This is a genomic window from Sphingobacterium sp. JB170, from assembly GCF_900163865.1.
Classification (GTDB): Bacteria; Bacteroidota; Bacteroidia; order Sphingobacteriales; family Sphingobacteriaceae; genus Sphingobacterium.
This window is the reverse complement of sequence record NZ_FUKU01000026.1, coordinates 219380-241980: the sequence shown is the minus strand read 5'-3', so window position 1 is coordinate 241980 and position 22601 is coordinate 219380. Positions and strand designations below refer to the sequence as shown.

The 22601-nt window shown below is 41.3% G+C and carries 18 protein-coding genes; 14 read left to right on the top strand and 4 right to left on the bottom strand.

Features of this window, described 5'->3' with window-relative positions; all coding sequences use genetic code 11:
- The first annotated feature begins 4 nt into the window (after positions 1-4).
- Positions 5-922 carry a hypothetical protein gene (locus FM107_RS06560; protein ID WP_143559446.1) on the top strand — a complete coding sequence of 306 codons (918 nt, stop codon included), beginning with the start codon at positions 5-7 and terminating at the stop codon, positions 920-922.
- Positions 923-1052: 130 nt separating this feature from the next.
- Positions 1053-3500, top strand: a complete 2448-nt coding sequence (locus FM107_RS06555) for a glycoside hydrolase family 2 TIM barrel-domain containing protein (RefSeq protein ID WP_086947710.1) — start codon at positions 1053-1055, stop codon at positions 3498-3500.
- 16 nt (positions 3501-3516) lie between these two features.
- Here the strand turns inward: FM107_RS06555 and purU are convergent, their stop codons facing one another.
- The 3 genes from purU to FM107_RS06540 form a co-directional block, all read right to left on the bottom strand.
- Positions 3517-4359 (bottom strand): formyltetrahydrofolate deformylase, encoded by an 843-nt coding sequence (gene purU, locus FM107_RS06550; protein WP_086947709.1) that lies wholly within the window; start codon positions 4357-4359, stop codon positions 3517-3519.
- Between the two features lie 28 nt (positions 4360-4387).
- Positions 4388-6247, bottom strand: coding sequence for a DNA topoisomerase IV subunit B (locus FM107_RS06545; RefSeq protein ID WP_086947708.1), 1860 nt, complete (start codon positions 6245-6247; stop codon positions 4388-4390).
- Between the two features lie 292 nt (positions 6248-6539).
- The gene (locus tag FM107_RS06540) at positions 6540-7043 is read right to left on the bottom strand and encodes a phosphoheptose isomerase (protein ID WP_086947707.1); all 504 of its coding nucleotides are present in this window, start codon (positions 7041-7043) and stop codon (positions 6540-6542) included.
- 176 nt (positions 7044-7219) lie between these two features.
- On the opposite strand from FM107_RS06540, the gene FM107_RS20095 reads away from it, so the two are divergent.
- The 10 genes from FM107_RS20095 to FM107_RS06485 all read left to right on the top strand — a co-directional run bounded on the left by FM107_RS20095 (position 7220) and on the right by FM107_RS06485 (position 18261).
- Entirely contained in the window at positions 7220-9445 is a 2226-nt protein-coding gene (locus FM107_RS20095; RefSeq protein ID WP_086947706.1) for a helix-turn-helix domain-containing protein, read from the top strand.
- Positions 9446-9595: 150 nt separating this feature from the next.
- Positions 9596-9823, top strand: coding sequence for an AtpZ/AtpI family protein (locus FM107_RS06530; RefSeq protein WP_086947705.1), 228 nt, complete (start codon positions 9596-9598; stop codon positions 9821-9823).
- 486 nt (positions 9824-10309) lie between these two features.
- A complete protein-coding gene (gene atpB, locus FM107_RS06520; protein ID WP_086947703.1) occupies positions 10310-11398 on the top strand; it encodes a F0F1 ATP synthase subunit A in 1089 nt (362 codons plus the stop codon).
- Positions 11399-11434: 36 nt separating this feature from the next.
- The gene (gene atpE, locus FM107_RS06515; protein ID WP_028070619.1) at positions 11435-11623 is read left to right on the top strand and encodes an ATP synthase F0 subunit C; all 189 of its coding nucleotides are present in this window, start codon (positions 11435-11437) and stop codon (positions 11621-11623) included.
- A gap of 102 nt (positions 11624-11725) precedes the next feature.
- Positions 11726-12226 carry a F0F1 ATP synthase subunit B gene (gene atpF / locus FM107_RS06510; RefSeq protein ID WP_086947702.1) on the top strand — a complete coding sequence of 167 codons (501 nt, stop codon included), beginning with the start codon at positions 11726-11728 and terminating at the stop codon, positions 12224-12226.
- A 30-nt stretch (positions 12227-12256) separates the two neighbouring features.
- Entirely contained in the window at positions 12257-12802 is a 546-nt protein-coding gene (locus FM107_RS06505; protein WP_086947701.1) for a F0F1 ATP synthase subunit delta, read from the top strand.
- Between the two features lie 56 nt (positions 12803-12858).
- Positions 12859-14433 carry a F0F1 ATP synthase subunit alpha gene (gene atpA, locus FM107_RS06500; protein WP_086947700.1) on the top strand — a complete coding sequence of 525 codons (1575 nt, stop codon included), beginning with the start codon at positions 12859-12861 and terminating at the stop codon, positions 14431-14433.
- Between the two features lie 74 nt (positions 14434-14507).
- Positions 14508-15392, top strand: coding sequence for an ATP synthase F1 subunit gamma (gene atpG / locus FM107_RS06495; protein WP_086947699.1), 885 nt, complete (start codon positions 14508-14510; stop codon positions 15390-15392).
- 212 nt (positions 15393-15604) lie between these two features.
- Positions 15605-17506: an ATP-dependent DNA helicase RecQ gene (locus FM107_RS06490; protein ID WP_086947698.1), complete on the top strand. Its 1902-nt coding sequence runs from the start codon at positions 15605-15607 to the stop codon at positions 17504-17506.
- A gap of 104 nt (positions 17507-17610) precedes the next feature.
- A complete protein-coding gene (locus FM107_RS06485) occupies positions 17611-18261 on the top strand; it encodes a sterol desaturase family protein (RefSeq protein WP_256959383.1) in 651 nt (216 codons plus the stop codon).
- 49 nt (positions 18262-18310) lie between these two features.
- On the opposite strand, the gene FM107_RS06480 is transcribed toward FM107_RS06485, so the two are convergent.
- The gene (locus tag FM107_RS06480) at positions 18311-19357 is read right to left on the bottom strand and encodes a 3-oxoacyl-ACP synthase III family protein (protein WP_086947697.1); all 1047 of its coding nucleotides are present in this window, start codon (positions 19355-19357) and stop codon (positions 18311-18313) included.
- 379 nt (positions 19358-19736) lie between these two features.
- Between FM107_RS06480 and FM107_RS06475 the strand changes: the two genes are divergently transcribed.
- Entirely contained in the window at positions 19737-20018 is a 282-nt protein-coding gene (locus FM107_RS06475; RefSeq protein ID WP_086947696.1) for an ATP-dependent Clp protease adaptor ClpS, read from the top strand.
- Between the two features lie 82 nt (positions 20019-20100).
- Positions 20101-22551: an outer membrane beta-barrel family protein gene (locus FM107_RS06470; protein WP_086947695.1), complete on the top strand. Its 2451-nt coding sequence runs from the start codon at positions 20101-20103 to the stop codon at positions 22549-22551.
- Positions 22552-22601 lie beyond the last annotated feature (50 nt).

Below are 22601 nucleotides of genomic sequence, written 5' to 3'. Positions count from 1 at the left end.
AATTATGAAAAAGATTATAACCTGGTGCGGCTTATTGATTATTGCCGCGAGTATATTGGGCGCATGTAGCCCCGAAGAATATAGTTTGGGTGAGGTTGATGTGACGCCTACTGACCTTGTGGAAGGCACTGCGTTTAAAATTGAGCGCGACGCGTCCAATCCCAACATTATTAATTTAGTAAGCCTGATGGGTATGCAGTATACACCATTATGGGAACATCCACAGGGTCGAAGCCAGAAGCAATCACTGTCGCTTCGTATACCGTTTTCGGGTACCTATACCGTGAAGTTTGGTGTAGAAACACGTGGCGGCGTGGTCTATAGTGAACCCGTCGCTTTTACGGTGGATGAATTTTATCCCGGATTTATTGATAACGAATTATGGACACTTTTGTCTGGAGGTGTTGACCAAGAAAAGACTTGGTTTCTCGACTTAGATGCCACCGGAACAAGTCGTCATTTTGCGGGTCCGTTGTTTTTTTATGGAACTGATGACAGTTGGGAGACGGTGACCGAAGGAAAGACTGTGGACGGCGATGTGTGGAACTGGTCCCCGGATTATCCAGGAAATAGCTGGATTATGAATGCTGGCGACTATGGGACTATGGTGTTTTCTTTGAAGGATGGTGCAAACGTTACCGTGTCTCATACGCAGGTATCGGGTCGAGATGTAGAGAAAGGTACCTATATGCTCGATACGGATAACTACACAATGCGAATGAATGGCGCTGCCCCTTTACATGATCAAGGTAGAGATGAGCAGGTGATTGATTGGGGGAACATTAAGATTATGTCGCTTACAGAAAACACAATGCAACTGGGTATCCTTCGTGATGATGCCCTCTCGGGAGAAGGGGCCGCCCTAATGGTATATAACTACATAACTAGGGATTATTACGAGAGTTTAGTTGCTGGAGATTAATTGTTAAAATCTAACATACCAGCGCGCAGGGCAAGCCTCGTGCTGGTATAATTTTTTTTGTCTCTTGTTAGCGGAATACCAAAGTTTACACTATGGGCTTTCGATAGCAAGTATTAATTATTAAATAAGAATGCGTTTGATTGCACATTTTAGAGCTATTATTCTCCTGTTATTTTTATCCATTGAAAGTTTGATGCTTTTCTCGCAAACAAGAACGGAAACAAATTTTAATGCGAATTGGTATTTTACCTTAGACTCCACGGCAAATTACAGTGGTAATAAAGTTGACTTTTCTGGCTGGCGGGAGCTTAATTTACCCCACGATTGGAGTATCGAAGGAAGCTTCACGGCGTCTAACCCATCAAGTAGTGGAGGCGGCTATCTCCCTGGTGGAATCGGATGGTATAAAAAGCGATTCGATATCGATTATGACTCTTGCAGAGCAGTGTGGATTTCCTTTGACGGCGTATATGAACGTAGCGAAGTATGGATCAATGGCCATTACCTTGGTTTGCGACCGAACGGATTTATTAACTTTTCGTATGAGTTGTCGAAATACCTGAACAAAAATGGCAAAGGAAATATTCTTACTGTTAAAGCGGACAACAGTACGCAGCCCAATACCCGGTATTATACGGGATCAGGGATCTATCGTTCGGTGACACTGGTACAAACCCAAAGGGTATACATGGGCGATTTATTTATTTTTACTGATGATGTTGATAGCACCCGGGCGACTATTAACATACAAATACCGCTGGTGAATAGTGATTCAAAGGCCCAATCAGTACAGATACTAACCGAACTTATTAGTCCGCAGGGCGAAATCATTGCTAAAATCGATCCACGTCAAGAATTTACTGTTCCTGCAAGCAGTACAGAAGAGGTATCTCGAACAATCCAAATATCTGATCCTGCATTATGGTCACCGGCGAATCCTAGTCTATATCGCGTTCGAAATGAGCTACTTATCGACGGGAAAACCGTGGACGCCGTAGAGAAGGTAACTGGTTTACGCTATTTTAATTTTGATGCGAAAACTGGATTTTGGCTAAATGGCGTGCATACGAAAATTCGTGGCGTCTGTATGCACAGTGACCAAGGAGCGCTGGGAACGGCATTTAATAAAGATGCAACGATTCGTCAATTAAAGATGCTCAAAGAGATGGGCGTTAATGGGATACGTAATGCGCACAATCCTGCCGCAAGTGAATTTTTAGATCTATGTGATAGCTTAGGGTTCATTGTTATGAACGAGACTTTTGATGTTTGGAGTAACAAGAAAAATCCATATGATTACCACTTGTACTGGAACGAATGGTACGAAAGGGATCTGGCTGATCAAATTGTACGCGACCGGAACCACCCTTCTGTTTTCATGTGGTGCCTAGGCAACGAAGTGCAGGAGCAGTGGCATGCTGCGGATCTAGGTAAATCGATTCCAGAACGTCTTGCAGCAATAGTGGACAGCTTAGATGGAACGCGTCCTACAACGATTGCCAATAATGAAATTTCTAGCGGGAATCCTGTCCTAATGACAGATGCAATCGACATAATCGGCTATAATTATAACGAGAAAAAGTGGTCAGATGTGCCTAAAATGCACCCTGGGAAATCTTTTATCGTCACAGAAAGTGTGTCTGCTTTGGCAACTAGAGGACAATACGATTTATTCCCTGTGGACAGTATCCGGCAGTGGCCGGAACGTTGGGATATTCTCTTTGATGGTGGTAATGCGGATCAGAGTATCTCCGCTTACGATCACGTTCGCACGCCGTGGGGGTCAACGCATGAGCGTAGTTTGTACTTGAGCGAGACCTTGCCGTGGGTTTCGGGTATGTATATCTGGACCGGATTTGATTACCTGGGTGAGCCGACGCCTTATATTTGGCCTTCGAGAAGTTCCTATTTTGGGATCATCGATCTCGCTGGGTTTGCCAAGGATGTTTATTATCTATATCAAAGCGAGTGGACCGACACGCCCGTATTGCATATCCTTCCCCATTGGAACTGGGCCGCTGGGGATACCGTAGATGTAGTAGCCTATTATAATAATGCCGACCAGGTCGAATTGTTTTTGAATGACCAGTCACTGGGCGTTCGCAGTAAAGCGGACTCTTCGTTGCATGTCCGGTGGAGGGTGCCATTTCGACCTGGGGAACTTAAAGCGATTTCGTCGAAGGCGGGTTCGCAGGTGAAAGTTTCGCGCGTGCTTACAGCTGGTCCGGCCGCAGTGCTGCAGCTTGTTACTGAACAAAACACGATTCCTGGGGAAGAGCGGCTAGCATTTATCCAGGCTCGATTATGTGATGAGCAGGGAAACCTTTTACCGATGGCCGATGACCTTGTGGAGTTTCACGTGGAGGGCGATGGAGAGCTTCTGGCGACCGATAACGGAAGCCCCGTGGATGTGTCGGACTTTTCTTCATCGAACAGAAACCTCTTAAATGGTAAAGCATTAGTAATCGTTCGAAGCAAGGTCGCGAATGGTAGTGTACGCGTTAGCGCAAAAATAAAAGACCTTGCTGAAGCGAAAGTTGACCTCATCATTAATACGGCTTCCAGCCCAGAGAATTAAATGGACCCTGGAGGTATTATTCGAAAACGACCGTTTTATTGCCTTGTAGCATGACGCGGTCTTCGGTTAAAAGCTGTATGGCCTGGCTTAATACAGCTTTTTCTATTTCTTTTCCCGCTATGACCATATGAGGTACATCGTAGCTGTGATCTATAGATTTCGTTCCCTGGACAATGATCGGCCCTTCATCAAGGTCATTAGTCACAAAGTGTGCTGTAGCACCGATGATTTTCACTCCTCTTTTGTGCGCCTGGCGATAGGGGTTCGCCCCCACAAAGGCCGGCAAAAATGAATGGTGGATATTAATGAGTTTATTTTTAAACTTCGCCACGAAACTCGGCGATAGAATACGCATGAATTTCGCCAGTACGATATAATCCGGTTGATATTGAGAGATTTGATCGGAGAGCTCTTGCTCGAACGTAGACTTATCCTTGTTCTGGTGGCTGATAAAATGAAAGGGAATGTCAAACTTTAGGGTAAATTCTTTCAAGAGCTCATAATTACCAATAACTCCCTGTATATCTGCATTTAGGGTTTGGAAATAGTGCCTTATTAAAAGATCGGCCAGGCAATGGTGTTCTTTTGTTACTAAAATGACCACTTTCTTCTGGCGTGCGGGGTTGATATTTACTATCGCATTGCTTGGTAATTCGCTTGTTAAATCGCGTTCAAGGGCAGCGCTTTCCTCTGGTAAACCGCTGCAAACCACACGTAAGAAAAATTTACAATTCTCTTCATCAACAAATTCGCGCATTGTGACGATATTCAGCTGATGGCGCGCTATAATTTGTGCAACACCAGCAACGAGACCAACGGCATCCTGGCATTGAATTAGTATTAATGTTTGGTTTCGCATATTTGATTTAGGTATTGCTGCAGGGGTTCTATGAGGCCGCCGTAGCTTTCGCAAGTTCTTCTTCGAGATCGACCTCAATACGTAGATTATCAACAATATGTCGTTGGCGTTCGGGTGAGTTTTTACCCATGTAATATTCGAGTAGTTGAGGAAGCTTATTTTCCTTCGACAGGATTACGGGGTCTAAACGAATATCTTTGCCAATGAAGAGGCCAAATTCAGAGGGGGAGATCTCGCCCAACCCTTTAAACCGAGTGATTTCTGGTTTAGCACCAAGCACACCGATTGCGCGCTGACGTTCTTCGTCGGAATAACAATATATCGTTTCTTTCTTGTTGCGCACGCGGAATAAAGGCGTTTGTAAAATCAAGACATGTCCTGATTTTACCAGGTCTGGGAAAAACTGTAAAAAGAAGGTCAATAGTAATAGCCGAATATGCATACCGTCGACATCGGCATCGGTCGCGATAACAATATTGTTGTAACGTAGGCCATCAAGACCGTCTTCAATATTTAACGCATGTTGCAATAAGTTGAATTCTTCATTTTCGTAGACGATCTTTTTGGACATACCGTATGAGTTTAAAGGTTTCCCCTTCAAGCTGAAGACCGCTTGGGTTTGCACGTCACGCGATTTTGTTATCGATCCACTAGCGGAATCACCCTCGGTAATAAACAGGGTCGTTTCTTGATTACGCTCGTTCTTATCCGTAAAGTGTACTTTACAGTCGCGCAATTTACGGTTGTGCAGCGAGGCTTTTTTTGCACGTTCGTTAGCTAATTTCTTGATACCTGCAATATCTTTACGTTCACGTTCGGATTGTAGAATGCGTTTTAACAACGCATCTGCCGTAGCTGAATTTTTATGCAAGTAATCGTCTAGGTATTTTTTTAAGAAATCGTTAATAAACGTCCTTACCGTTGGGCCTTCTGGCCCGATGCTTTGCGATCCAAGCTTCGTTTTCGTTTGTGATTCGAAAACTGGTTCTTGCACTTTTATAGCTATTGCACCAATGATCGAAGCGCGAATATCGGCAGCATCGTATTCCTTCTTATAGAATTCACGAACAGTTTTAACAAGAGCCTCGCGAAAAGCGGCCTGATGGGTTCCACCCTGCGTGGTATGCTGTCCATTTACAAACGAGTAATATTCTTCACCATATTGCTGTCCGTGCGTCAAAGCGATCTCAATATCTTCACCTTTTAAATGGATGATAGGATAACGCATAGCCTCGGTATCGATATTGCGTTCTAATAAATCTTTTAGACCGTTCTCCGACATGAATTTTTGCCCGTTGAAATTGATCGTCAACCCCGAGTTTAGAAAGACGTAGTTCCAAATCATGTTTTCGACAAACTCCAACCTAAACTTGTAATTTCGGAATATACTTTCATCGGGGTAGAAGCTAATCGCAGTTCCGTTTCGTTGTGAGGTATCTTTCTGTTCGTCATTTATCAATTCCCCCCGAGAGAACTGCGCGGTACGCGTAATGTTTTGGCGATAAGATTGTACCGTAAATTGATCCGATAATGCATTCACGGCTTTGCTACCCACGCCATTCAATCCGACAGATTTTTGGAATGCTTTACTGTCATATTTCCCCCCGGTGTTGATTTTTGACACAACGTCCACCACCGATCCAATGGGTATGCCTCGTCCATAATCTCGGACGGCCACTTTGTTGTCATGAACAGTGATGTCTATCGTTTTGCCTGCCCCCATGACAAACTCGTCAATCGAGTTGTCGACAATTTCCTTTAATAATACATAGATGCCATCGTCGTAAGCGGACCCATCACCAAGTTTCCCGATATACATGCCAGGGCGCAACCGAATATGTTCTTTCCAGTCTAATGATCGAATGCTGTCTTCGTTATATGTCGTCATGTGAGTTTAGTTTTCTACCTCAACAAAAATAACAAAAAAAGCGATATGGGGTACATTGCCGTAAAAGGAGATTCGCGAATTTTTGCTGTTCATAGCGAGGAATTAAGACGGATTCAAGCTTGACAATCACTCTTGAAAATAGAATGTTGTTCCAGTAGGGTTGTTTGGTGCATGCGGGTTTTTCGGTCGAGGCACAATTTGGCGGGGGAGAAAAATTTATATTCGAGTAAAGATGCCGTAAAGGGCTTTCCTTACTCGAATATTGAAGGGCAGATGATCGGAAAAAGACGGTCTATCTCCCGAAGTCATCTTGTACGCGGACGATATCCGTCTCATCCGAGGGGTTGTTATCGTCTGTATGTTGCCATATTTCAGCAACGACGCCGTAGGAGTCCAAGCCTATTAACCGGTGTCGTTCACCTTGCGGAAGACGAATGAAATCGCCCTGGTTAAGTGTCTTTATTTCATTTTCATCATCTGTTGCGCTTGTTACCACACCTACGGCGCCATGTGTCACGCGCCAAATTTCAGCGCGGCGGTGGTGGTATTGCCAAGAAAGTCTTTTATTTGGGGCTACAATAAGAATTTTTGGGCTTAGTTTGCCCGAAATCTTCAGTCCCTGCACATCAAGTCCATCAAAAAATTGATCTGCAAATTTTTGTGCTTGGTCCTCGTTAATCACGAAAAATCCGCCCCAAGGTCTGGATTGATCAATGTTATCGATTTGGAACCCTTGTTCGACCAATTTTGCTTCGACCTGTTTAAATAGTTCACTTTTGTCGGTATGTGTTGTCATGACGCTACGTTATTTTTTATACGTGAAGTAAATCGTTTTCTCCAAAAATATACAAAAAAAGCGATTTAATACAACCAAAATAGATAACTTTTGAGTTTTCAACATCTTTGCTTTCCACTGGCAGACCATTGAGATATTATTATCTTTGTTTCTCATAATTTGAAAAAAGGACAGTCATGACATTACCTATAGTTGACGATAAGAACACGGCATTTATGCAAGCAGTAGCATTCGTCAATCAGACTAATCAAAACCTATTTCTTACCGGAAAAGCAGGTACGGGAAAAACCACTTTCTTAAAATATATCCGCGACCATTCATACAAGAAAATGGCTATCACGGCACCTACAGGTGTTGCTGCAATGAATGCTGGTGGCACGACACTTCATGCCCTTTTTTGGTTGCCTTTTGGAGTTTTTATTGAAGACTATCCCTTAAAGTGGGATGAACAAGATAACCATATTTATAACCGGAACCGTCTATTTTCCACCATCAAGCTGACTAAACAGCGTCGTACGATATTGCAGGAGCTTGAACTTTTAGTGATCGATGAGGTCTCGATGGTGCGAGCTGATACGCTCGATGCGATTGATGTTATCTTGAAGTCGGTACGGCGCGATATGCGTCCTTTTGGTGGTGTTCAAATGTTATTTATCGGTGATTTATTCCAATTACCTCCTGTGGTTCGTGACCATGAGTGGCACGTACTTCGCGATCACTACAGCAGTCCCTTCTTTTTTGATGCTAAGGTACTTCGCGAAAATCCGCCGGTTTTATTAGAACTCAATAAAATATATCGTCAAAATGACGGGGACTTTATAAGACTGTTAAATAACATACGTAACAATCAGTGTAGTGTGGATGATTTAGAAAAATTAAACATCCATTACCGAGAAGGATTTAGCCCTAAGGAAGGGGAACAGTACATTACGCTCAGCTCACACAACAAACTCGCAGATACCATCAATCAGGAGCAGCTTGTCGAACTGCCGGGTAAGTTACACAATTTGAAAGCCGTTGTTCAAGATGAGTTTCAGCAGTCTTCATTTCCGGCCGATGAAACACTGCCGCTGAAGCTTGGTGCGCAAGTTATGTTCATTAAAAATGACACCGGTGAAGATAGGAAATTCTTCAATGGAAAAATTGGTTCTATAAAGGAACTAAACCTCGATCGTGATCAGATCGTCGTTGGCTTCACTGACGGATCGGAGGATGTAACGGTTAAACGTGAAAAATGGGAAAATATACGTTATAAGTACGATAAGGGGGAGGATAAAATTGAAGAGGAGGTGCTTGGTACATTTTCACAATTCCCGTTGCGATTGGCTTGGGCGATTACGATTCACAAGAGCCAGGGCTTAACTTTCGAGCGAGCCGTCATTGACGCTGGTACGTCTTTTGCTGCCGGGCAGGTATATGTGGCTTTGAGCCGGCTCACCGGGCTTGAGGGCTTGGTGCTAAAGTCGAAAATACCAATGCATTCTATACGCACGGACCTACAAGTTGTCGAATTTATGCAGCGAATGGGCAATGCAGAGGACACAGCGGCCATTTTGGGTATTTGTCAACGGAACTACTTGGGACAAATTTTACTTCAAAGTTTTCAATGGGGGGCGCTGGTAGATGGCGTAGATGATCTAATTGTATCATTTCAGAAAAGGAATGTCGATAGTAAGGAGCTTGCCTTAACCTTCTTAAAAGGTATTTCAGCGTCTTTACATGAGCAGCAGGGGGTTGCTAATAAGTTTATGACGCAACTTTATCAACTGCTACGCGTCAAGGACCGGGTCGATTATGCGAAAATTTGCGAGCGAACCAAATCGGCCGTTGCCTGGTTTCTACCGAAGGTAAATGGGGATGTTTTAGATGGGCTTCGCGAACATATTGAAGCTTGGAAAATTAAAAAAAGAACTAAAAAATATGTGGAGGAACTGCGATCGATACTACTCGACGTACAGCGCAAAAAGGACCAGTTGACGCACTGCTTAACGATTGCCGAAATTCTTACCGATGAGGGCGATCTTTCTAAAATTGTCGATAAGCTCAGCCAGGTGGATAAGAAGAAGGATTCGACGATCAAAAGTGTACCGGATGTCTTGGACAATAAGGATACCAAGGCTATTAGCCTAGATATGTTTCAAGATGGGGCTACTATTGCCGAGATAGCATCAAAACGTGGTATGGTGGCCGGGACTATTTACGGACATTTGATACATTACGTAGGGACCGAAGTTGAAGCAACCGACCTGATGGATCAAGGTAAACTTGATAAGCTTGTTGCAGTAATTAAATCGAATCAAGGTAAATCGTCGTCCGAGTTGAAGATGATCCTGGGCGATACCTATGACTATCCGGATATTAAGATCGGTCAGAAAGTGCTCGAAATGTCAGCTGCTGTATGATTGAAAGGAGTAGTCTGCGGACGTTAGCGTGCTAGTGATCAGTAGAAATAAAGTGCGGTTTCACTCAAGTTTTGGGTGACGATAATATATTCGAAGTAATTGACCGATGGCTATTTTTTAAATACTATCTTTGAGACCTTTTCATAACCTATGAAAGAAAGAAAAAAAGAGCATAAAGTAAATAAATGGTTAGTTTTTACGACAATGCCCTTTCAAATGGGCATAACAATATATCTTTTTCATAGGGCGGGATTGTGGTTAGATGGCTATTTTGAAGTAGCCGGAGAATGGTGGATGAAAGGAATGACCATGTTGGGGGTCGTTGCATCACTATATCAGTTTATAAAACAGGTGAATTATCTCAATAAGAATGAATAAATACGTGAAACTAGTGTTGCTATTATTATGTGTAGCGGCCTTGAGTTTTGGAGTGCAGAGTGTGATTCTAAATAATCTCAATTTATCGGGGTTATGGAGGCAGACAAATTATAGCCTTTTTGGATTATATGTTTTTAGTTGTGGACTGTCATTACTCATTGGAATCTTGTTACATTTAACAGATTCTTCGTTACCAAAATATATTAGTTTCGTCTTTTTGGGTTGTGTATTTCTACGAGCAGTTGCAAGCTATCTATACATAAAAGATGGTTTGGGAATCTTCGAAAATGATTTCTTAGAACTGAATTTTTTGATAATCTTTTTTGTCTTTTTGATATTCGATATATTCGTGGCTTATAAACTTGTAAATCAGGAAGTAAAAGTAACGGATGTCTGATCGCGCAAAAAGTTTCCACAAATGCTAATAAATGCCAAATAATATTGTATTTTTGCGCAAAATTTTTCATTATTCAATAGTAAATTAAAATGGTGAGTCTTAAGCGAGCACTTTTGTTTTTTGCAGTAATTTTCTTTGCTGTTGCCCCTTTTACCCTGAACGCTGCTCAAAGCGAACATGGCGAAAAGCCACAGTCACAATCCGAGGAGATTAATGAGTATATTCATCATCATTTACAGGATGATCATTATTTTTCGTTTGCGTTAGATAAAAAGGCAGGAAAACATTATGGATTTCCCTTACCGGTTATATTGATTGATGGGGGAGTTCATGTATTTTCATCCGCTGCGTTCGATTACGGACATGCCGTTGCACAAAGCAATGGAAAGTATTATGCGCTGTATCATGGGAAAATCTATAAAACCGATGCAAATGGTACATTAAACTTAGATGAAAAGAATCACCCGACTAATGAAAAACCTTTTGATTTCTCGATCACCAAAAATGTAGTTGGACTTATTTTGGCCGCGGTGTTGTTGTTTTGGGGATTCATCAGTTTGGCCAAAACATATAAAAGGGATCCCAACGGTCTTCCAAAGGGAGTCGGTCGGGTTTTAGAGCCATTGGTACTTTATGTACGTGATGAAATGGCTGTCCCGAATATCGGACATCGTTATAGAGAGTTTATGCCGTACCTGTTGTCTGTATTCTTCCTAATTTTCTTGCTGAATGTAATAGGGTTAACACCGCTAGGATTTAACGTTACAGGGAATATCTCGATCACGCTATGTTTAGCACTCTTCACGTTTGTAATCACAAACGTGAAAGCGAATAAGGGTTACTGGAAACATATTTTCTGGATGCCAGGGGTTCCAGTTCCGTTTAAATTTATTTTAGCTCCAATCGAAATTTTGGGGATGTTTACGAAGCCATTTTCATTGATGTTACGTTTGTTTGCTAACATCACTGCAGGGCACTCTGTTGTTATGGGACTTATTGCAATTGTATATTTGTTCCAGACCCAATTAACGGTCGGGGGAAGTATAGGGGTATCGATGTTATTAACGTTGATCTTATTTTTCCTTGAGCTATTGGTTGCTTTTTTACAAGCGTTTATTTTTACAATGCTATCTTCTTTATTTATTGGGATGGCGGTCGAGGAACATGCGCATCACTAAATTGAATTTTTTGTTAAATTTTATAAATTAATTATTATGTACAATCTAATTGGAGCAGGTTTAATCGTTATCGGTGCAGGTTTAGGTCTTGGTAAAATCGGTGGTTCTGCAATGGAAGCAATCGCTCGTCAACCTGAAGCGGCATCTAAAATTCAAACTGCAATGATCATCATTGGTGCCCTAGTTGAAGGATTAGCATTCGGTGCTTTAATCTTAGGGAAATAATCCAATGTATCGTACTTAAAGTACCGCGTGCAACGGTTGGTTGCAAACGGTACTTTATTATTGAACAAAAAATAAAACGAATAATATTTTACAAAATATAAAATGGAAGCATTAGTTGAACAGTTCTCGTTAGGTTTAGCGATTTGGCAAGCGATTATCTTACTGATCGTGATCTTTGTCTTGGGTAAATTCGCTTGGAAACCTATTGTAAACGGATTGGATGAACGCGAAAGAGGAATTTCTGAGGCCCTTGCTTCTGCTGAGAAAGCTAAATTGGAGATGGCTCGTTTAACGAACGAGAATGAGCTGCTACTGAAGGAAGCTCGCGCAGAACGCGATTCGATTTTAAAAGAAGCCAAAGAACTAAAAGATAAGATTGTGGCTGAAGCCAAAGGTGAAGCACAAGATGCGAGTCTTAAGATTTTAGAGCAAGCTAAAGTTGAAATTGAAGACCAAAAGAACAAAGCCTTAGCAGAAGTCAAAAGTCAAGTGTCTTCATTATCTTTGGATATCGCTCGCAAAGTACTATCGAAAGAATTTGAAAACCAAGGGAAGCAGGAATCATTTGTTTCTGATCTGTTGAAAGACGTGAAATTAAATTAATAGGTTCGTCACTTTTTTTAAATTTAGTATATGTCAATTTTTACTGTTGCATCCAGATACGCCAAGTCACTCCTTGATCTTTCTAAAGAAAAGGGGAGCGAAGATATCATAAAGGGTGATATTGATCAGGTTATTGCGGTTCTAAAAGAAAATTCTCAGTTACAGAAAGTTCTTAAAAATCCAATTATAAAAGCGGATAAAAAACGAGCTATTCTATCAGGAATTTTTGAAGGAAAAGTAAATCCGTTGGTATTATCTTTTTTTGGAATTCTTGTCGATAAGGGTCGTGCTAATATTTTGTTCGAGATCGCTAATGAATTTGTGCGTAGCTATAACGAGTTCAAAGGTATCGTGAATGCAACGGTCGTTTCGGCAACCTCGCTGTCTGATGAAATTCTGACGGAATTACAAAAGACACTTGAACAAGAAATTAACAACCAAGTTATTTTGAAGAATAATGTAGACCCTTTGTTAATTGGTGGTATTGTTGTTCGCGTTGGCGATAAGCAAATCGATGCGAGTATCGCGGGTCGATTGGATAAATTGAAGAAACATTTTGTAAGTCAAGGCATATAATTTCGCTTTGGCTTTTTTAAGATAAATAGAATAGAAAACCCCTTATAATAACAACAATGATAGAGGTAAGACCAGATGAAGTTTCGGCAATTCTAAGAGAGCAATTGTCAGGGTTTAAGTCAGAAGCCGAACTAGAAGAAGTGGGTACCGTACTTACTATTGGTGACGGTATTGCTCGTGTTTACGGCTTAACTAAAGTTCAGTCGGGAGAATTGGTTGAGTTTGGTGACGGATTAGAAGGTATTGTATTAAACTTAGAAGAAGATAACGTAGGTATCGTTCTTTTAGGCCCTTCTGACGCTGTAAAAGAAGGTGACGTCGCAAAGCGTACAGGACGTATTGCATCTCTTAAAGTAGGTGAAGGTATGTTAGGCCGTGTTGTTAATACGTTAGGTCTACCAATTGATGGTAAGGGGCCAATTTCTGGCGAAACCTATGAGATGCCGATTGAGCGGAAAGCACCCGGTGTTATTTATCGTCAGCCAGTGACTGAACCACTTCAAACGGGTATTAAGGCGATCGATGCGATGATTCCTGTGGGACGTGGGCAACGTGAGCTTGTGATTGGTGACCGCCAGACTGGTAAGACAGCGGTGTGTATCGATACGATTTTAAACCAAAAGGAATTTTACGATGCGGGGCACCCTGTATTCTGTATATATGTTGCCGTTGGTCAAAAGAATTCAACCGTAGCGAATATTGTGCGTGTTCTTGAAGAAAGAGGCGCAATGGCCTATACAGTAGTTGTTGCTGCATCAGCCGCTGATCCTGCTCCACTTCAATTTTATGCGCCAATGGCAGGTGCTGCAATTGGAGAATTTTTCCGCGATACAGGTCGTCCCGCGCTGATAGTATATGATGATTTATCGAAACAAGCAGTTGCATACCGCGAAGTTTCCCTGCTGCTACGTCGTCCACCGGGACGTGAGGCATATCCGGGCGATGTTTTCTATTTGCACTCCCGTTTATTGGAAAGAGCTGCGAAAATTAACACGTCGGATGCAATTGCTAAAAACATGAATGACCTTCCGGAATCGATTAAGCATTTAGTCAAAGGAGGTGGTTCACTTACAGCTTTACCGATTATCGAGACACAAGCTGGTGACGTTTCCGCATATATTCCGACGAATGTAATTTCAATTACCGACGGTCAGATATTCTTGGAATCGAATTTATTTAACGCGGGTATCCGCCCTGCAATTAACGTCGGTATCTCGGTATCACGTGTGGGAGGGAATGCCCAAATTAAATCGATGAAGAAAGTTTCAGGTACTTTAAAGCTGGATCAAGCACAATACCGCGAGCTTGAAGCTTTTGCGAAGTTCGGGTCAGACCTTGATGCCGCTACAAAAGCCGTATTGGATAAAGGAATACGTAACGTAGAGATTCTTAAGCAAGGACAATATTCTCCTGTTGCGGTTGACAAACAAGTTGCGATTATCTACGCGGGTACGAAAGGATTGTTTCGCAGTGTACCAGTGAATAAAGTTCGTGAATTTGAAGAAGAATATTTGACACAACTAGAACAACGTCATCCAGAAGTGTTGTCTGCGTTAAAAGCAGGTAAATACAGCGATGAGTTAACTGGAGTGTTGGATAAAGTAGCTAAAGAATTAGCAGCAAAATATTAATCAGATAAGGGGTTGTAGTACGATATTCTAAACAAAAGTATCTCGCGCTGCTGGACTCAAATCTAAACTAGTATATGGCAAATTTAAAAGAAGTAAGAAACCGGATCGGTTCGGTAACATCGACTCAACAGATTACCAAAGCGATGAAAATGGTGGCTGCGGCTAAATTGAAACGTGCAACAAATGCAATCGTGCAATTACGTCCTTACGCTAATAAGTTAAGAGATATCTTGGCGCAAGTTTCTGCTTCTGTTGAAGATAATGATTCTCCGTTTACTCAAGACCGCGTGCCGACGAAGGTATTGGTGATTGTGTTAACTTCAAATAGAGGTTTGGCGGGAGCTTTCAATGCAAATGCGATTAAAACAGCGAATAACCTCATATTTGGTAAATATGCTGAGCAACATGCCCGCGGCAATCTTAGTATTATTGCTATTGGTAAGCGTGGTCATGATTTCTTCCAAAAGCGGGGGTTTAATGTCATTGGGGATAATAATGAACTGTATAGCGATCTTACGTTTTTGAATGTGTCGAAAGTTACCGATTATGTAATGGACGAATTTAAAGTAGGTAATATTGATCGCGTTGAAGTGGTGTATAACCAATTCCGTAATGCTGCAGTTCAGTTATTGACCGCAGAGCAATTACTACCTTTAATCCCGGAAGAAAAACAGCGAGAAGAAGTTTCAGCAGAGGTGGATTATATAATTGAACCTTCAAAGGAAAAAATTATTGAAGAATTGATTCCAAAAGCGATAAAAACGCAGTTATTCAAAGCTGTTCTGGATTCTAATGCTTCTGAACACGGAGCAAGAATGACGGCGATGGATAAAGCAACAGAGAATGCGGGAGATTTATTGAAAGCACTTAAGTTATCTTACAACCAAGCACGTCAGGCAGCAATTACGACGGAGCTAACGGAAATCGTTTCGGGGGCGGCAGCATTATCGAACGGATAATTAGCGCTTCAATTTAAAGTATAAGGGAAGGTAGAAATACTTTCCCTTTTTTTTTTTTAAGTATGTTTTTCGAATTGGGTAGCCCAAGGAGTTTAACCTACGAACATGTGAAGAACGATAAAAGGCCGAATTAGGTGTTTTTTTGTATTTTTAGATTCCGGTACGTTTAAAGTGACTACCGGAGCTAGAAGCATTGTGTGATAGAGTGATACATGGAACAAAAAAGTGTTACAATTTTAAAGCAGTATTGGGGCTACGATTCTTTTCGTCCGTTGCAGCAGGAAATTATCGATTCTGTTTTGCAAGGACATGATACGCTTGCCTTAATGCCTACTGGAGGGGGCAAATCAATCTGTTTTCAAGTACCAGCCCTTCAGCTTGCTGGAATCTGCATTGTGATAACACCGTTAATAGCGTTGATGAAAGACCAAATACAAAGCTTGAGAAGCAAAGGTATTGATGCTGTAGGGGTTTTCTCTGGTATGTCCAAAAGAGAAGTCGACATCATTTTAGATAACTGTATTTTTGGGAAAATTAAGTTTCTCTATTTAGCACCTGAACGCTTGCATAGCGAAATCGTCCAGGAGCGTTTACGCTACATGAAAATATGCCTTTTTGCGATTGACGAGGCACATTGTATTTCAGAATGGGGTTATGATTTTCGTCCATCATACTTGCAACTTTCTAAACTCAGGGAAATTCACCCTACTGTTCCATTTTTAGCATTAACAGCGACGGCAACGGTACGGGTAGTGGAAGACATCCAGGAGAAGTTGCAGTTCTCGGCACCACAAATATTTCAAAAAAGCTTTCGCCGTGATAATCTTTGCTATTTGGCACTTGAAGAGAACGATAAGTTTGCCCGTATGTTACGTATGATGCACACACTTCGCGGCACTGGTCTTGTCTACGTTCGCAATCGCCGCGAAACGCAGGAGGTGGCACTTTTTTTAATGAATCATGGGATCTCGGCAGATTATTACCATGCAGGGCTTTTACCAGCCGAACGCTCAAGAAAGCAAAACGATTGGATGGCGAATCGTATACGCGTGATCGTTGCCACAAATGCGTTCGGGATGGGGATTGATAAACCCGACGTACGTTTTGTATTGCATTTGGACGTGCCAGAGACCCTGGAGGCTTACTATCAAGAAGCTGGGCGTGCGGGACGTGATGAGAAGAAGGCCTATGCCGTGATGCTGTACAATCAGGAAGATCGAGATAAATTGTCACGCTATTTTGTAGCTAGTTTTCCTTCGATTCCTTTCATACAACAGGTGTACCACCAACTGGCTAATTTTTTTCAGATTGCTTATGGGGCAGGAAAAGGAGTGGTCGAGTCTTTTGATATAGTTGGATTTGCCAAGCGCTATAAATTTGATATACTTTCCACGATGAGCGCACTTAAATTCCTGGAACGTGATGGATGGATTGCGCTGTCGGAGCCCGCGGTATTGCCCGCACGAATTAAATTTGAAGTAGATAGTCAGGAACTGTATAAATTCCAAGTTCAGGCTGCAAAGTACGACCCGATTATTAAATATTTGCTGCGAAATCATGGTGGGCTATTTGAATATTTTATCGCGATCAATGCGTACGATATAGCACGGACATTAAAAATATCGTATGATGGCGTTTCTGAACTGCTTCGTGGGCTGGAAAGCTTGCAAATCGCAACTTATCTACCAAAAACCGATGCGCCACAGCTGGAATTCTTACAGCCTCGTGTTGACTATAAGAATCTATTTGTCGATAGTGCATTTATATTTGAGCGAAAACGAATTAAACGTGAACAATTAGAATATATTAACGCGTATTTGGAAGATACGGTTTGCAGGAGCATCGCACTTCAAAGCTATTTTGGTGAAATCGAGGAAAAGCAATGTGGTGTATGCGATATTTGCCTTAAACGTACACATTGGCAGCAAGTCGAATTAAAGATTACTGAAGCGATTCAACACATTTTGTTAGCAGAACCGATGTCTGAAGAGGAGCTTATGAATGCGATCGAGGATAAGAACCAACAATTAAAAGCATCTGTGCTCCGTAAATTAGTTGATAATCAGGAGATTGTGATTGATAGCGGGCTATGTCGCTGGAATACTGCATTCTAGTCGATGGTTGATTAATTTGACAAAAAAATGAAAAAGTTCAAAAAGTTAAATTTTGTATCTATTTCAATACTCGTTACCTTTGATTTAAATTCAAGTTATACATTATGGCAAAGAAGTTGTATGTGTCAAATTCTACGGAGTCGTCACGTATGTTCAAAAATGATTTTTTGGAATCATTAACGAAAATACATTACAGCATTCCGTTGATCTTTTGGATTCCAGTCATCTGTTATTTCGTATATAAAGCATATGTTAATGGAGAAATGACCGCGGGAAATGTCGCGTTATATTTTTTTTATGGTTTAGCATTCTGGACTCTGGCAGAGTATATTCTACATCGGTGGATCTTCCATTTTGAACCTCGTTCAAACTTTGGGAAACGTATTCATTTTATCTTTCATGGGATACACCATGACTACCCGAAAGATCGTTTACGCTTGGTGATGCCACTGTCCGCTAGTATCCCTATGGCGGCGATAATTTATGGGATTTTTAGTATTTTCTTTACCGAATATACTTTAGCAGGTTTTTTTGCTGGTTTTCTATTGGGTTACTTGATTTATGATGAGTCCCACTACGCTATGCATCACGCAAATTTTAAATCTGGGTTATTTAAACGCATAAAGGATCATCACATGTTGCACCATTATGCTGATCCCGAGCGCGGGTTTGGCGTAAGTTCAGGAATATGGGATGTGATCTTTGGTTCTGGTTTTCAAAAGAAAGAAAAAGCGAAGAAGAAACAAAAGACATAACGAGCAACAAAGAAATAAAACAACTAATGTTCGTTTTGTTTCTTTGAATTTACCATCGAATTAGTGTCGAACCCCAAGTGAATCCTGCCCCGAAGGCAGCTAAACAGACCAAATTACCCTCTTTAATTTTACCCTCTAGAAAGGCTTCGCTCAGTGCAATAGGCACGGAAGCGGCAGTCGTGTTTCCGTATTTTTGTATGTTGTTAAAAACTTGCTGGTCGGATAGTTTTAACGTTTTTTGTATAAACTGAGAAATCCTCAAATTTGCCTGATGGGGGATCAGTAGATTGATATCTTGTGTCGTTAAATTATTTTTTGTTAAAGCTTCTTGAATAACCTCCGGAAATTTAACCACCGCCTTTTTAAAAACCGCTTGCCCGTCCATGTAGGGGAAAGCCGTTCCGTTTTCGAGCATTTCGGGTGTCATTAACATCCCCCCAAGTTCCTGTTCGGGCCATTCTGGCTTTTCATCTAACCAAAGTCCGGCTGAGGAACCTGGATAATACATCGCAAGTTTTTCCGCTTCAGCTCCATCGGAATGGAGGTGTGTACTTAAAATACCTTTCTTTGGATCGGTTGATGGCTGGAGCACTACTGCGCCGGCTCCGTCACCGAATATTACGGATACACCTCTACCTCGTGTCGAATAATCTAGTGCAAACGAATGTTTTTCCGAGCCGACCACCAGTATGTTCTTGTACATACCCGTTTTAATAAATTGATCAGCGACTGATAACGCATAGATAAAACCCGAGCACTGGTTTCGGATGTCAAGTGCACCTATTTCATTCATACCCATTTCGCGTTGAAGCAAAACGCCGCATCCGGGGAAATAATAGTCAGGAGATAAAGTAGCGAATACGATAAAATCGATCTCTTGAGCTGTTGTACCCGCCTGTTGGATAGCGATTTTCGAGGCCTCAATAGCCATCGTTGTAGTCGTTTCCGTTAAGCGATCCGCATACCGGCGTTCTTTGATCCCCGTACGCTCTGTAATCCACTCGTCACTGGTATCCATAAAGCGCGTAAGATCATCATTTGTGTAAACGTTATTGGGGACATAATGTCCTATTCCTGCTACCTTTGAATTAAACATAAACTGATTTTTTTTCAACTGTGAACTTATCTGATCACTATAGAAGTTTTAATTTATATACGTAGTTACGGATAGTGTAGGTTTATCTTCGCACTCACCGTAATTATCGTGCTATCAAAATTAATGATGCTGCGATGGCACAATATATTACAAATATTGCAACTTTTTGTTTTTTAGCAAAAACGATGGATTGATTTCTGGACCTATAGCATTCAACTACCGATGTGTTTTGCTGGTGATTTTTGTTTTTTTAGAGAAGTTTTACAAGATACCTGGAAATCCCGAACTTATAAACTTTGCACAAGGGGACGGGATAACTTCATTTGAAATCGTACGATTTAAGGTTCACTAAATTTTAAAAATTGCCTATTTTTGTTTTATGAGTGTAGAAACCGAAGTAGAGACCTTCACGTTAGCAGAGATTTTAGCCGTAGCCCGTGATTCCAATCGTTTAATTTTGTGGAACGACGAGACTAATACATTTGAGCATGTAATACGTTGTTTGATGCATCATCTTCAGTATTCAGAAACCGAATCAGAGCGTATTGCTTGGGAAGTGCATAATAAGGGAAAATGCATTGTTCTAGAAGGTAGTTATACGGAGGTTGAAGTCTATCGAAAAATCCTTAAATCCGAGGGTTTGACCGTCTCCACAGAGTAGTATTACGTACGTAATAATGCAGTTACGATGCTGCTAAAACTATTTAATTTTGGTTGTTTTGTGAAACATATATTTTTATTACATGCTTTCATCAATAAATTTAAGAGTATTCATCGTTTTTTGTTTTTCACCCTTATTTCTTTTAGCGCAAAAAAACACCATTAATGCCGTTGTTGTCGACGCCTCGACGAACGAGCCCGTGATTGGTGCTAGTGCTTCCTTATTAAAGCAGTCTAATAAAACCTATGTCTTGGGAGCACAAAGTGACATCCAAGGTAAACTTGTATTCCCCGAAGTCCCTGTTGGTAGCTATGCCTTACGGATTTCATATGTAGGCATGCAAGACATTATTCGAGAAAGTATCCAAGTGAACGAAGCAGAAAATATTAACCTCGGCGTTATTAAGCTAACGGCGGATGGGAAAGTTATTCAAGAGGTGGTCGTTGAAGGACGTGCGCCAGCGATGAAACTCGCAATTGACAAAAAAGTATTTGATGCTTCCCAAAGCCTCGTCAGTGCAGGAGGATCTGCGACCGACTTATTGCAAAATGTACCGACAATTCAGGTCGATATGGACGGTTCTGTAAATTTGAGGGGGTCGTCCAACGTGAAAATTTTGATCGATGGTAAAGAATCGGCAATGGCTGGAAGCGATGTGAATTCCCTTCTTCAATCCTTACCTGCAAATGCTATTGATAAGGTTGAGATCATTACCAATCCGTCTTCTAAATATGATGCTGAAGGACAATCAGGAATCATTAACATTATCTTGAAAAAGAATATTCGTACCGGCTTAAACGGTAATGTTACCTTATCGGGCGGTTCATATAATAACTATATGGCGGGTGTTACATTAAACTACCGTGATAGAAAGTTTAATTATTATGGTAGCTACAACTTCAACAGGAGACATAGCGTTGGGTCGGGGTTACGAGAGAATTTCTATTTAAATAATAGTAGCCAAATTAACAATACGGAGGAAAGTTCCAGAAAGGGAATCAACAATACGGTGAAGCTCGGTGCTGACTATTATATCAATGATAAAACTACTGTTGGCATTTCAGGAGATATAAGTATTCGTGATAACGATCGAGGCGAAGATTTGTTCTATTCCTACTTTAACCATCCGGATCTCTCGGGTACGAGTAGCCGAGTGAACCGGCAAGAAGAAAGTGATTTGGGGTATGATTTAAATTTAGATTTTACACGTAAATTCGAAAAAGTAGGGCATGAATTGTCAGCTAATTTCAGCTACGGAAAGGATACGGAGGATGGAGTAAACGATTTTACGCAAGATTATACGGCGAATATACCCACTAGTGGACGTATAAATAATACGAGTGAAGATGGAACGTTGATCAACGCGCAGATTGATTATGTCCTACCTTTTTCTGACGAGCATAAGTTTGAAGCGGGCTATCGGACCGTCGTTAGAAAATCTTTTGATACACAGTTCTCCGATACACTAAATACTCAAGACAACAACTATTACCCAGACTACTCAATCAGTAACGATTTTGATATGACCAATACTGTGCATGCGTTGTACGTAAACTATCAAAATCGTTTATCCAGCAAAATAGGATACCAAGTTGGTCTTCGGGCTGAGCAGACGGATCTCACAACGACATATTTTGCAAAAGACCCTTCGTTACCTGCTAATGAATTACAAACTGAAGGAGGTATGGACTATCTGCGACTGTATCCAAGTCTTTTCCTCACCTACGACGTTGGCCAAGATGGTGATAAAGTGCAATTAAGCTACACCCGTCGGGTACAACGTCCACGCGGATGGCAAGTAAATCCATTCCCAGATGTGTCGGATGAGATGAACCGTCGCCAAGGTAATCCGGACTTATTACCCGAGGATATTCATTCGTTAGAGGCGAGTTTTGCGAAGACTTATAATAAGTGGAATTTTATATCAACAATATATTATCGCCGTATGAATGATGTCATGCAGCCTTATATCTATTTTGTGGATGATCGCAGCGTTACCTATAGTAAATGGGAGAATTTGACAAACTCCAACGTCGCGGGGCTTGAACTTATAGCTAAGGTGAATTTAAAAAACTGGTGGGATGTGACCTGGAACGGGAATTTATTCTATAATAAATACGAAGGAAATCCAGAATTTGATATCGAGGAACAAGAGGGTGTAAACTGGAATACCAACGTCAATACTAACTTTAGATTTCCGAAATCCTGGTCGGTGCAATTGCGTGGAGATTACCGCGCACCGCGCGTCATGGCACAAGGAAAAATGAAGTCGATGACCGGTGTTGACGTAGCTGTAAAAAAGGAATTTATGAACAAGCGCGCGAATGTATCGTTCAATGTGCGTGATGTATTTGACTCTCGCCGATTTGGAGCAACAACGGAAACACCTCAAATCCGGTCGAGTTTTGAGCACAGATGGATGAAACGTATGTTTACGCTGTCCTTCTCGTATCGTTTCGGGCTTCAGGATATTACTAAAAAACGTGCTCAAGAAAATCAAGGATCTGAAGAAGATATGGGTGGTGGGTTTTAAAAATTGGTTTAATTTATTACCTTTAACTAACAACTAAACTAAGTTCAAAA

What these genes read in the sequence shown, in the direction of transcription:
- atpG (WP_086947699.1), top strand. Translation starts at nt 14,508, where the DNA reads ATGGCAAATTTAAAAGAAGTAAGAAACCGGATCGGTTCGGTAACATCG.
- FM107_RS06485 (WP_256959383.1), top strand. Translation starts at nt 17,611, where the DNA reads ATGGCAAAGAAGTTGTATGTGTCAAATTCTACGGAGTCGTCACGTATG.
- atpA (WP_086947700.1), top strand. Translation starts at nt 12,859, where the DNA reads ATGATAGAGGTAAGACCAGATGAAGTTTCGGCAATTCTAAGAGAGCAA.
- FM107_RS06470 (WP_086947695.1), top strand. Translation starts at nt 20,101, where the DNA reads ATGCTTTCATCAATAAATTTAAGAGTATTCATCGTTTTTTGTTTTTCA.
- FM107_RS06530 (WP_086947705.1), top strand. Translation starts at nt 9,596, where the DNA reads ATGAAAGAAAGAAAAAAAGAGCATAAAGTAAATAAATGGTTAGTTTTT.
- FM107_RS06555 (WP_086947710.1), top strand. Translation starts at nt 1,053, where the DNA reads ATGCGTTTGATTGCACATTTTAGAGCTATTATTCTCCTGTTATTTTTA.
- FM107_RS06540 (WP_086947707.1), bottom strand. Translation starts at nt 7,043, where the DNA reads ATGACAACACATACCGACAAAAGTGAACTATTTAAACAGGTCGAAGCA.
- purU (WP_086947709.1), bottom strand. Translation starts at nt 4,359, where the DNA reads ATGCGAAACCAAACATTAATACTAATTCAATGCCAGGATGCCGTTGGT.
- FM107_RS06560 (WP_143559446.1), top strand. Translation starts at nt 5, where the DNA reads ATGAAAAAGATTATAACCTGGTGCGGCTTATTGATTATTGCCGCGAGT.
- FM107_RS06480 (WP_086947697.1), bottom strand. Translation starts at nt 19,357, where the DNA reads ATGTTTAATTCAAAGGTAGCAGGAATAGGACATTATGTCCCCAATAAC.
- atpF (WP_086947702.1), top strand. Translation starts at nt 11,726, where the DNA reads ATGGAAGCATTAGTTGAACAGTTCTCGTTAGGTTTAGCGATTTGGCAA.
- FM107_RS06505 (WP_086947701.1), top strand. Translation starts at nt 12,257, where the DNA reads ATGTCAATTTTTACTGTTGCATCCAGATACGCCAAGTCACTCCTTGAT.
- FM107_RS20095 (WP_086947706.1), top strand. Translation starts at nt 7,220, where the DNA reads ATGACATTACCTATAGTTGACGATAAGAACACGGCATTTATGCAAGCA.
- atpB (WP_086947703.1), top strand. Translation starts at nt 10,310, where the DNA reads ATGGTGAGTCTTAAGCGAGCACTTTTGTTTTTTGCAGTAATTTTCTTT.
- FM107_RS06490 (WP_086947698.1), top strand. Translation starts at nt 15,605, where the DNA reads ATGGAACAAAAAAGTGTTACAATTTTAAAGCAGTATTGGGGCTACGAT.
- FM107_RS06545 (WP_086947708.1), bottom strand. Translation starts at nt 6,247, where the DNA reads ATGACGACATATAACGAAGACAGCATTCGATCATTAGACTGGAAAGAA.
- atpE (WP_028070619.1), top strand. Translation starts at nt 11,435, where the DNA reads ATGTACAATCTAATTGGAGCAGGTTTAATCGTTATCGGTGCAGGTTTA.
- FM107_RS06475 (WP_086947696.1), top strand. Translation starts at nt 19,737, where the DNA reads ATGAGTGTAGAAACCGAAGTAGAGACCTTCACGTTAGCAGAGATTTTA.